Source organism: Planctomonas sp. JC2975 (assembly GCF_012985205.1).
In the GTDB taxonomy this organism is placed as follows: Bacteria; Actinomycetota; Actinomycetes; order Actinomycetales; family Microbacteriaceae; genus Humibacter.
Map to the genome: position 1 here is coordinate 1,058,833 of NZ_JABEKS010000001.1, position 11,135 is coordinate 1,069,967.

At 69.5% G+C, this 11,135-nt stretch carries 8 protein-coding genes and 2 riboswitches; of the genes, 5 read left to right on the forward strand and 3 right to left on the reverse strand.

The genetic code is table 11. The annotated features are described in order from the left end of the window. Position 1 precedes the first annotated feature (1 nt). From gcvP to gcvT, 3 genes are read right to left on the reverse strand one after another with little or no spacing between them, the layout of a single operon-like run. Complete coding sequence (gene gcvP / locus HII28_RS04920; protein ID WP_170025961.1) at positions 2-2,896, reverse strand: aminomethyl-transferring glycine dehydrogenase; 2,895 nt, start codon at positions 2,894-2,896, stop codon at positions 2-4. A 53-nt stretch (positions 2,897-2,949) separates the two neighbouring features. Continuing rightward, on the reverse strand, positions 2,950-3,336 hold the full coding sequence (gcvH, locus tag HII28_RS04925; RefSeq protein WP_170024388.1) for a glycine cleavage system protein GcvH: 387 nt from the start codon (positions 3,334-3,336) through the stop codon (positions 2,950-2,952). Position 3,337: 1 nt separating this feature from the next. Beyond that, on the reverse strand, positions 3,338-4,555 hold the full coding sequence (gene gcvT / locus HII28_RS04930; protein ID WP_170024389.1) for a glycine cleavage system aminomethyltransferase GcvT: 1,218 nt from the start codon (positions 4,553-4,555) through the stop codon (positions 3,338-3,340). Between the two features lie 83 nt (positions 4,556-4,638). Further along, positions 4,639-4,747: riboswitch (glycine riboswitch) on the reverse strand. Beyond that, positions 4,748-4,845: riboswitch (glycine riboswitch) on the reverse strand. Between the two features lie 212 nt (positions 4,846-5,057). Between gcvT and HII28_RS04935 the strand changes: the two genes are divergently transcribed. The 5 genes from HII28_RS04935 (at position 5,058) to HII28_RS04955 (ending at position 11,084) form a co-directional block, all read left to right on the forward strand. After that, positions 5,058-5,840 carry an NUDIX domain-containing protein gene (locus tag HII28_RS04935; protein WP_170024390.1) on the forward strand — a complete coding sequence of 261 codons (783 nt, stop codon included), beginning with the start codon at positions 5,058-5,060 and terminating at the stop codon, positions 5,838-5,840. 122 nt (positions 5,841-5,962) lie between these two features. Then, the gene (gene nadA / locus HII28_RS04940; protein ID WP_170024391.1) at positions 5,963-7,270 is read left to right on the forward strand and encodes a quinolinate synthase NadA; all 1,308 of its coding nucleotides are present in this window, start codon (positions 5,963-5,965) and stop codon (positions 7,268-7,270) included. A 1-nt stretch (position 7,271) separates the two neighbouring features. Continuing rightward, positions 7,272-8,987: an L-aspartate oxidase gene (gene nadB / locus HII28_RS04945; RefSeq protein WP_170024392.1), complete on the forward strand. Its 1,716-nt coding sequence runs from the start codon at positions 7,272-7,274 to the stop codon at positions 8,985-8,987. Next, complete coding sequence (gene nadC / locus HII28_RS04950; RefSeq protein WP_170024393.1) at positions 8,981-9,916, forward strand: carboxylating nicotinate-nucleotide diphosphorylase; 936 nt, start codon at positions 8,981-8,983, stop codon at positions 9,914-9,916. The genes nadB and nadC overlap by 7 nt, the downstream gene beginning before the upstream one ends. 13 nt (positions 9,917-9,929) lie before the next feature. After that, positions 9,930-11,084, forward strand: coding sequence for a cysteine desulfurase family protein (locus HII28_RS04955; protein WP_170025962.1), 1,155 nt, complete (start codon positions 9,930-9,932; stop codon positions 11,082-11,084). Positions 11,085-11,135 lie beyond the last annotated feature (51 nt).

The window sequence follows — 11,135 nt, forward strand, 5'->3', positions numbered from 1 at the left end:
GCTAGGCGAACGCCTCGGGTGGCGGGCACGCGCAGAACAGGTTGCGGTCGCCCCACGCCTGGTCGATCCGGCGCACGGGCGGCCAGTACTTGGCCCGCACGAGGGACGGCACCGGATACACGGCCTGCTCCCGCGAGTACGGATGCATCCACTCCCCCACGACGGACTCCGCCGTGTGCGGTGCACCGCGCAACGGGTTGTCCTCGGCGGGATACGCGCCGGCTCCGACGGCATCGGCTTCCGCCTTGATCGAGATCATCGCTTCGATGAACCGGTCGAGCTCGGCGATGTCCTCGCTCTCGGTCGGTTCGACCATCAGCGTGCCCGCAACGGGGAAGCTCATGGTGGGAGCGTGGAATCCGTAGTCGATGAGTCGCTTGGCGACGTCGTCGACGGTGACTCCCGTGGCGTCCGTGAGAGGACGGATGTCGAGGATGCACTCGTGGGCCACGAGCCCTCGCTCGCCGGCATACAAGACCGGGTAGTGGTCCCGAAGGCGGGCGGCGATGTAGTTCGCCGAGACCACGGCGGCACCGGTTGCCCTGGCGAGGCCCTCGGCGCCCATCATGCGCACGTAAGCCCACGAGATGGGCAGGATGCTCGGGCTCCCATACGGCGCAGCCGAGATCGGCGCACCCTGGTGCGCGTAGCCGACGTGGTCGTTCGACTGCATGAGCGGATGGCCGGGCAGGAAGGGCGCGAGATGCGCCTTCGCCGCAACGGGTCCCACTCCGGGTCCGCCACCGCCGTGCGGGATGCAGAACGTCTTGTGCAGGTTGAGGTGCGAGACGTCGCCGCCGAAGTCGCCGAAGCGGGCGAACCCGAGCACGGCGTTGAGGTTGGCACCGTCGATGTAGACCTGCCCGCCGGCCTCGTGCACCGCGTCGATGACCGCGACGACCTCGTGCTCGTACACGCCGTGCGTCGACGGGTAGGTGATCATCAGTGCTGCGAGCTCTGAGGCGTGCTCCGCCACCTTGGCGCGGAGGTCGTCGAGGTCGACGTTGCCCGAGGCATCCGTCGCCACGACCACGACGCGCATGCCGGCCAGCACGGCGGATGCTGCGTTGGTGCCGTGGGCCGACTGCGGGATGAGGCACACGGTGCGGTGGGTGTCGCCGTTGTCGTCGTGGTACCCGCGGATGGCGAGGAGTCCGGCGAGCTCGCCCTGGCTTCCCGCGTTCGGCTGCAGGGAGACGGTGTCGTATCCCGTGAGCTCCGCGAGCCAGGTCTCGAGCTGCGCGATGAGGTCGAGGTAGCCTGCGACGTCCGAAGCAGGTGCGAACGGATGGAGCTGGGCGAACTCCGGCCACGTGACGGCGGCCATCTCGGTCGCTGCATTGAGCTTCATCGTGCACGAGCCGAGCGGGATCATGCCTCGGTCGAGCGCGTAGTCGCGATCGGCGAGCAGCTTGAGGTACCGCATCATCGACGTCTCTGAGTGGTACGAGGAGAACACCGGATGCCCGAGGTAGTCGCTCGTGCGCGCGAGCGACTCGGGGAAGCGCCGCACGCCGTCAGGCGCACCCGCGGCCGGTCCGCCGGCGTCGATCTGGTGCTCCGCTGCTGCTCCTCCGGTCGCGATGTCCGCGATGAGCGCCAGCGTCGCGATGTCGCCGTTGGCCTCGTCCACACTGAACGAGAGCGTGGTGTCGTCGACCACGAGCGCGAGGATCCCTGCGCCGTGCAGCTCAGCTGCGCGTGCTTCAGCGTCGTCGACGTGCACCCGGATCGTGTCGAAGTACGAGTCTCCGAGCACGGCCGCGCCGCGCTGAGTCAAGAGGTCGGCGAGCAGCGCCGTGTCGGCGTGGACGTTCTGCGCGATGGCGCGGATGCCTCGCGGGCCGTGGTACACGGCGTACATCGAGGCCATCACTGCCAGCAGCACCTGCGCCGTGCAGATGTTGCTTGTGGCCTTCTCCCGGCGGATGTGCTGCTCGCGCGTCTGCAGGGTGAGGCGGTAGGCGGGCTTGCCCGCGGCATCCTGGCTGACGCCGACCAGGCGCCCCGGCATTTGACGCTCGAGCCCCTTGCGAACGGCCATGTAGCCGGCATGAGGACCGCCGAAGCCCATCGGCACGCCGAAGCGTTGCGTCGTACCGACCGCGATGTCGGCACCGAACTCGCCGGGAGCCTTGATGAGGGCCAGCGCGAGGAGGTCGGCCGCCACTACGGCGAGACCGCCTGCCGCGTGCACTGCATCGACCACGGCAGACGGATCCCAGACACGCCCGGACGCCGACGGATACTGCAGGAACGCGCCGAAGGCCTCCGGGAGGTCCGACGGATCCGTTGCGGCCAGGTCCAGCTCGACGAGCTCGATGCCGACGGCCGCCGCACGGCCGCGTACGATCGCGAGCGTCTGCGGGAAGGAATCCGTGTCGACGAGGAAGACGTTGGACTTCGCACGCGAGGCGCGACGGGCGAGAAGCATGCCCTCCGCGACGGCGGTGCTCTCGTCGAGCATCGACGCGTTCGCGATGTCCAACCCGGTGAAGTCGCACACCATCTGCTGGAAGTTGATCAGGGCCTCGAGTCGGCCCTGCGAGATCTCCGGCTGATACGGCGTGTATGCCGTGTACCAGCTGGGATTCTCCAGCACGTTGCGCTGGATCACGGCCGGCGTCAGCGTGCCGTAGTACCCCTGCCCGAGGAACGAGGTGCGCATGGAGTTGCGGGAGGCGAGGGAGCGCAGTTCGGCGAGCGCCTCACGCTCGCTCACCCCCTCGATGGGCAACGTGCGGCCGGGGAGGTCGACATCGGCGGGGAGCTGGATGCCCTTGGGGACGGCGGTGCGCACGAGCTCCTCGACCGAGTCGAAGCCGAGGGTGCGCAGCATCTCGTCAGTGGCATCCGCGTCGGGTCCGATGTGGCGGTCTGCGAAGGTCGAGCGCAGGCCGGCCCGCCGGCCGTCGGCGCCAGTTGCCTCGGTGCCGGTGGTGGCGATACTCACGCGCTCTCCCCGGTCAGTGCGTCGTAGGCGGCGGCATCCAGGAGATCTTCCAGGCGTGTTGCGTCTGCGACGCGCACCTTGATGAGCCACCCTTCACCGAACGGATCCGAGTTGACGAGCTCCGGCGCGTCGACGACAGCATCGTTGACCTCGAGGACCTCGCCCGTGACAGGGGCGAAGAGCTCGCCGACGGACTTCGTCGACTCGATCTCACCGACGACGGCGCCCTCCGCTGTGTCGCTGCCGACCTGCGGGAGGTCGACGTAGACGACGTCGCCGAGCTTCTCGGCGGCGTACTCGGTGATGCCGACAGTGGCTGCGTCGCCGTCGACCATGACCCATTCGTGCTCGGCGGTGTAGCGGCGATCGGTGGGGACGGCCATGTCAGTTCTTCTTTCTCGAATAGAAGGGCAGTTCTGTGACGCTGAACGGGATGCGCGTGCCGCGCACATCCACGTCGAGTTCGGTGCCGGTCGCGGCCAGCGCCGGGTCGACGTAGGCGAGGGCGATCGGATGCGCGAGCGTGGGTGACAACGCGCCGGAGGTGATCTCGCCGACGGCGGCCTCGTCACTGGCCCTTGCGTACACCTGGTAGCCGGCGCGGGCGGCCCGCTTGCCGTCGCCCATGAGGCCGACGAGCACACGGGCATCCGATGGGACACCTTGCTCGATGGCCTCGCGGCCCACGAAGTCGTCGGGCTTGGCGAGCGCGACGACGCGACCCAGCCCAGCCTGCGAGGGCAGCGTGCGGGTCGAGAGCTCGTGGCCGTAGAGGGGCATTCCCGCCTCGAGGCGGAGGGTGTCCCGGCTGGCGAGCCCCGCAGGCACGAGGCCTGCTCCGGCTCCCGTCTCCAGCAGCGCATCCCACAGCGCGCGAGCGTTGTCGGGCGCGACGTAGAGCTCGAAGCCGTCCTCGCCCGTGTAGCCGGTTCGCGCGATGAGCACGGGGTGGTCCTGGAACGTTCCGGAGAGCGATCGGTAGTACTTCAGTGCGGCGAGCGCGTTGTCGATGTCGGGATCCTCGCGGTCCTCCGGCAGGTCGGCGCCCGCTTCGAGGCCGAGCTCCTCGACGTTCTGCAGGATCTCCAGCGCGCGTGGACCCTGGATCGCGATCAGAGCGATGTCGTCCGACTCGTCGTAGACGTCCGCCTGGAACGATGTCGCTCGCTGCACGAGCGCGTCGGCCACCGTTTGACGGTTGGCCGCGTTCGCCACCACCAGGTACCGGTCGGCGCCCGTGCGGTACACGACGAGGTCGTCGAGGATGCCGCCGGATTCGTCGAGCAGGAGCGAGTACTTCGCCTGTCCCTGCTCGAGAGCGGAGAGCCTGCCTGCGAGCGCATGGTCGAGCGCATCGGCCGCCTGCGGGCCGATGACGACGATCTCGCCCATGTGCGACAGGTCGAACAGGCCGGCTGCGGTGCGCACGGCGTGGTGCTCGGCGAGGTCGCTCGAGTAGCGGACCGGCATCTGCCAGCCGGCGAAGTCCGTGAAACTCGCGCCCGCAGCGACATGGGCGTCGTTGAGCGGCGAGAGCCGCTCCGTGTTCTCGGGCGGCGTTGGTCGCTCGGTGGTGCCGGACGACGACGGAACCTGGGCCATGAGTTCTCCGATCTGTCTCGCGGGCTGAATCCATGGAGTGGATGCAGACACGTCGAAAGACGACACACCGATGGTGTGCTGGGAACTCCCCCTCTGTCATTCGGCCTGAGAGATTCACCCCGGACTCGGCCGGGACTTTCACCGTGGGCGAGATCGTAGGGCGATGCCCTTCGATCTGCTCTCCAGAGCGGCCAGCTCGACGCGGTAGGGGTACCTGAGAGATTGTCGGGGAGGATTGCTCCTTCGGTGCCTGCTCGGGTTTCCCCGGCGGGCTCTCCCGCGTCGACCGTGTGGCCCGATGTTCTTTTGTCCGGCCAGCCTATCGTGCGCGGTGGAGGCGGGCGGCGAATGCCCGGTCTCCCGGTTGTCGGCTTCGCCTCGCTCAGGATCCCGGGCCGGCCGCGCCCCGCCTCGGCTGAGCCTCGCCCAGTGATTCAATTGGTTCAAGTCATCAGCACCAGAAGATGTAGAATCACTTCAGGTCACTGATACCTTTACTCTCATGACAGACGCGACAACGGACTTCGAACCGGCACCCGAGCCCCTCCCGGACTCGGGGCGCGACGGCGCGGCGCAGCGCGCCGGAGCGCTTCAGCTCGCCGTGTCGACCGTCATCTTCGCGCTGCGGACCGACGACAGGTTCGGCGCGCAGGGCGCCATGCCCACGCTGTGGCTGCCGCTCGTGCGGCGCATCCGCGAACCGTTCGAAGGACGCTGGGCGCTTCCCGGCGGTCCGCTGCAGACGACAGAGGGCCTCGCGGATGCCGCACGTCGCACGCTCGGCGACACGACAGGACTCGCGCCCCGTTACCTCGAGCAGCTGTACGCCTTCGGCGACGTCGACCGCACCGCGTCGGGTGAGCCGGGGGCGGCCAGGGTGGTCTCGATCGTGTACTGGGCGCTCGTCGGATCCGACGAAGCGGCACGGGCGACAGTCGGGCAGAACGTGCGATGGTTTCCGGCCGACGAACTCCCGGGCCTCGCATTCGACCACAACCTCATCGTCGACTACGCGCTCTGGCGGCTCCGCAACAAGATGGAGTACTCCCGAATCGCGCACGCCCTGCTCGGCGAGACGTTCACCCTCGCCCAGTTGCGCGAGGTCCACGAGGCGGTGCGCGGCAAACGGCTCGATCCGGCGAACTTCCGGCGAGCGATGGAATCCTCCGACGCCCTTGTCGACACCGGTGAGCGCCTCACCGGCACCCCGCACAGGCCGCCGAAGCTCTACCGCTACGACACGTCCGTCGGACTCGTCGACACCGGGCCACTCCCCCATCCGTGACCGGTTCGCATCTGCATGCTTCACCGATTCGCTCCGCACCATTCGACCCGCTCCGCTCGCTCAGGGAACTGATCACCAGAACGAGGCCGGTTGGGCCACCACGAAAGAAGAAGGCACCGAACATGACACTCACCGCCTCGGTCGATCGCACGATCCAGCTCATCGCCGCGGGAGACGAATCCGGCGAGCTCTGCACGACCGACCTCGTCGAGGCGCCGTGGAGCTTCGACCTCGGGATGCCCGGCTACGGGCCCGGCGCATCCATGGCCGATCCGATTCCCGCGGATTCGCCCCGCCAGGGCGAGCTGCCGCAGGAATACCGGGATGCGACGCCGGCTGAGCTCGCTGAGCGCATTCGCGCCGCGAAAGAGACGCTCGGCGACCGCGCGATGGTGCTCGGACACTTCTACCAGCGCGACGAGGTCGTGCAGTACGCGGACTTCGTCGGCGACTCGTTCCAGCTCGCGAACGCGGCCAAGGCGCATCCGGAAGCCGAGGCGATCGTCTTCTGCGGCGTGCACTTCATGGCCGAGACCGCCGACATCCTCACGGCCGCCGAGCAGAGCGTCATCCTGCCCAATCTTGCGGCGGGATGCTCGATGGCCGACATGGCCGACATCGACTCCGTCGAGGAGGCGTGGGAGCAACTCATGGCGCTGTACGCGGACGAAGCGGGCGGCGCGGATACCGGCGACTCGGCATCCGTGATCCCGGTCACGTACATGAATTCGTCGGCCGCGCTCAAGGCCTTCTGCGGCCGCCACGGCGGGATCGTGTGCACGTCGTCGAACGCGTCCACGGTGCTGCGCTGGGCGTTCGAGCGCGGCAAGCGCGTGCTGTTCTTCCCCGACCAGCACCTCGGCCGGAACACGGCGAAGGCCATGGGGATCCCCGTCGAGCTCATGCCGATGTGGAACCCCGCCAAGAGCCTCGGCGGCAACGACGCCCAGTCGCTGGTGGACGCGAAGGTCATCCTCTGGCAGGGATTCTGCTCAGTGCACAAGCGGTTCACGGTCGCGCAGATCGAGCAGGCTCGCGCCGAGCATCCCGGCGTGCGCGTGATCGTGCACCCGGAGTGTCCGATGGAAACGGTCGACGCGGCGGATGAGTACGGCTCGACGGACTACATCGTGAAGGCCATTCAGGCCGCACCTGCCGGGTCGACGTTCGCGATCGGCACCGAGATCAACCTGGTGCAACGGCTGGCGGCCGAGTATCCGCAGCACACGATCTTCTGCCTCGACTCGGTCGTGTGCCCGTGCTCGACGATGTACCGCATCCATCCCGGCTACATGGCTTGGGTGCTCGAAGCACTCGTGCGCGGCGAGGTCGTCAACCAGGTGAGCGTGAGCGACGAGGTCGCCGCCGACGCCAGAGTGGCACTCGAGCGGATGCTCGCGGCACGTCCCGACACGACCATGGCGGCGTGACATGAGCGTCGCGACTCTTCCGGGCCGAGAGGGTACGTTCGCGCGTCGGTCGGATGCCGCTCCCCGAGTCCTCGTCGTCGGCAGCGGGATCGCAGGACTCACCGCCGCGCTGCGGATCGCCTCGTACGCCGAGGTGACCCTCCTCACGAAAGGCGCGCTGGAGGAGAGCAACACGCTCTACGCGCAGGGTGGCATCGCCGCTCCACTCTTCGACGACGACAGCCCGGAACTGCACATCGAAGACACGCTCGCCGCCGGCGCCGGTCTGGGCGACGCGGAGGCGGTGCGGATCCTCTGCACCGAGGGTCCGGAACTCGTGCGCGAGTTGCTCCGTCACGGCGTTCCGTTCGATCGGGAGAACGGCGTGCTCGCACGCGGGCTCGAGGCTGCTCATTCGCGATCCAGGGTGCTGCACGCCGGAGGCGACGCGACGGGACGCGCGATCGAGGTGACGCTGGCCGGGCGAGTGCGGGCATCCGGCGTTCAGATCGTCGAGCGCACGATGCTGACCGACCTGGTGGTCGACGGCGGCAGGGTGATCGGGGCGCGCACGCTCGACGTCACCGGACGCCCCGGCACGATCGCCGCCGAGGCCGTCGTGCTCGCCACCGGCGGCGCGGGCCGTCTCTTCTCGCACACCACCAATCCCGCCGTCGCGACGGGTGACGGTGTCGCCGCCGCATGGCGGGCGGGCGCTGAGCTGGCGGACCTCGAGTTCTATCAGTTCCACCCGACGGCGCTGGCCGTTCCGGGCGGGACGCTGGTCTCCGAAGCCGTACGCGGCGAAGGAGCCGTGCTTCGGGATGCGGCCGGGTCCCGCTTCATGGAGCGCGTGCATCCGCTGGCGGAGCTGGCTCCCCGCGACGTCGTGGCGCGGGGAATCGCACGGCAGATGGCAGCCCAGGACGGTGCCCCCGTGTTGCTGGATGCGACTCGGCTCGGCCGCGCCTTCCTCGCGCGCCGATTCCCGACGATCCAGGCGGCGTGCGAGGCAGCGGGCTGCGACTGGGCGAGCGAGCCCGTGCCGGTCACACCGGCCGCCCACTACTGGATGGGCGGCGTGCGGACGGATGCCTGGGGCCGGGCGAGCCTGTCCGGCCTGTATGCGATCGGCGAGGCCGCGTGCACCGGCGCGCAGGGCGCCAACCGGCTCGCGTCCAACTCGCTCCTGGAGGGTCTCGTGTTCGCGGCGCGCGCCGCGGATGCGATCTCGGCAGCAGACCTTCCGCGATCGCCTCTCGTCGACGCGATCGGCACAGCATCGTCGGCGCCTCGCGTGGGATCCGCCGGCGACGGGCATCCCGGCGTCGACGAGATCGTCCGCGACCTTCTCTGGGAGCACGCCGGCGTCGAGCGGGATGCCGACGGCCTGCGCGCTGCGGCGTCGACGTTGAGCAACCTCGCCGCAGACGTCCACGCCCGCCGCGACGGCTCCCCGAGCTCGATCGCCGGTCAGGAGAACCGCAACCTCGTCACGCTCGGCTCGCTTCTGGTGCAGTCTGCGCTGAGCCGCGAGGAATCCCGCGGAGCCCACTTCCGCAGCGACTTCCCCGAGTCGGCCGCGGTTGCCGAACACACCATCGTCGCGAACAGGTTCGGCGAACCCGTACTGCGGACGTCGTCGCGCCTCGCCGGCGGGAACGTCAACGCGGTCGACGACGACAACGCGACATCCGCCCTGCAGGGCCTCATCCGAGAGGTGGTCGCCACGTGCTGACCCGACAGATCATCGACCGCATCGTCGGCGCCGCGCTCGACGAGGACGCGCCTTGGGGCGACATCACGAGCGAGTTGTTCATTCCGGCGGGGGCGACCGCGTCCGCCCGTCTGGTGGCCCGTGAGCCCGGCGTGTTCTCGGGCGGCGAGGTGCTCGTGCGAACGATGCGCGCCGTCGACGAGCGCATCCGCGTGAGCGTTCTCCTCGCCGACGGAGACCGCTTCGCGAAAGGACAGGCGCTGGCGGTCATCGCGGGGCCGGCCCGTGGCATCCTCCGCGGCGAACGCGTCGCGCTGAACCTCGTGCAGCGCATGAGCGGCATCGCAACGCTCACCTCGCGCTACGTCGAGCTCGCAGCCGGAACCGATGCCCGCATCGTCGACACTCGCAAGACCACGCCTGGCCTGCGCGCGCTCGAACGCCATGCCGTGGTCTGCGGTGGCGGACGCAACCACCGCAATTCGCTCTCGGATGCCGTCATGGCCAAGGACAACCACCTCGCCGTGCTCACCGCCGGCGGCCGCTCGGTGACGGACGCCATCCGCGCGGTCCGCGCGCAGCTCGGACACACGACGCACCTCGAGGTGGAGGTCGACCGGATGGACCAGATCGAACCCGTTCTCGCGGGCGGCGTCGACACGATCATGCTCGACAACTTCACGGTCGACGAGCTGCGCGATGGCGTCGCGCTCGTGAACGGACGGGCCATCGTGGAGGCGAGCGGCAACGTCAATCTCGACACCGTGGCCGCCATCGCCGCCACCGGCGTCGATGTCATCTCGGTGGGCGCGCTCACGCACAGCGTCCGCTCGCTCGACATCGGACTCGATGTCGACATCGACTTCGACGCCGACGCCGATTTCGAGGCGGAGGCGGTTGGCATCGGATACTCCGGAACCGCCCGGCTCCCGTACGACGACGAGGAGTAGAGCAACCGTGGGCGTGCTCTACCTCGATGCCGCCGCGACCACCCCGATGCGTCGCACGGCGCTCGAGGCCGCCTGGCCGTTCCTCACCGGCGAGTTCGGGAACCCGTCGAGCACGCACGAACCCGGCCTCCGCGCCGCCGCCGGGTTGAAGGATGCCCGCGCCCGCGTCGCTTCCGTACTCGGGTGCCGTGCATCCGAGGTCGTGTTCACGTCCGGCGGCACAGAGGGCGACAACCTCGCGATCAAGGGCATCGCGCTCGGCGACCCGCGCGGCAGGCACATCGTCACGGCACGCACGGAGCACGAAGCCGTGCTCGAGTCCGTCGACTACCTGAGGCGCATCCACGGATTCGAGGTGGACTTCGTCGCGCTCGACGACTCCGGCACAGCGACCACGGAGGCGCTCAGGGCTGTGCTGCGGCCGGACACGACACTCGTGTCGATCGCCTACGCGAACAACGAGATCGGCACGGTGCAGCCGATCGCCGAACTGGCATCCGTCGCGCACGCCGTCGGGGCGCGGTTCCACACCGACGCCGTGCAGGCAGCGGGCCGGCTCGACCTCGACGTACGTACGCTCGGCGTGGACGCGCTCACCTTCTCCGGGCACAAGGTGGGTGCGCCGAAGGGGTCTGGCGCTGCGTTCGTGAGGGGCGGCATCCCGCTCGAGCCCGTGCTGCACGGCGGCGGCCAGGAGCGCGGGCGGCGCTCGGGCACCGAGAACGTCGCATTCGCGCTCGCGCTCGCGGTCGCGCTGGAGGCCGCTGACGAGGAGCGGATGCAGCGCGAAGGCGCGACGGCCGGCGGCGCACAAGGCCCGTCGGCAGGGACCGCCGTCTTCATCGACACCGTGCTGCGTCAGCTCCCGGAGGCCCGCCTCACCGGTGAGCGCTCGCACCGGATACCCGGGCACGCCTCATTCACGATCGACGGTGTCAACGGCGAGACGGTGCTGCTCGAGCTCGAGCGTCGCGGCGTCATCGCTTCCAGCGGATCGGCCTGTGCGGCGGGGCGCACCGAGCCGTCGCACGTTCTGCTGGCCATCGGGCTCTCCGACGACGCAGCGGCCAGCGCCGTGCGCTTCAGCTGGACGGATGCCTCCCCCGACGACCTCGCGCGCGCTGCGGACGCGCTGCGCGACGCGGTGGCGGCCGCCCGAGGCCTCTAGGACGCCGCCCCGCGAACGGATTCAGGGCTCGAGCACGAAGCGCCCGTCACC

Excerpts from the sequence above, each read along its gene's own strand:
- gcvH (WP_170024388.1), bottom strand. The coding sequence starts at position 3,336 with ATGGCCGTCCCCACCGATCGCCGCTACACCGCCGAGCACGAATGGGTC.
- gcvT (WP_170024389.1), bottom strand. The coding sequence starts at position 4,555 with ATGGCCCAGGTTCCGTCGTCGTCCGGCACCACCGAGCGACCAACGCCG.
- HII28_RS04935 (WP_170024390.1), top strand. The coding sequence starts at position 5,058 with ATGACAGACGCGACAACGGACTTCGAACCGGCACCCGAGCCCCTCCCG.
- nadA (WP_170024391.1), top strand. The coding sequence starts at position 5,963 with ATGACACTCACCGCCTCGGTCGATCGCACGATCCAGCTCATCGCCGCG.
- nadB (WP_170024392.1), top strand. The coding sequence starts at position 7,272 with ATGAGCGTCGCGACTCTTCCGGGCCGAGAGGGTACGTTCGCGCGTCGG.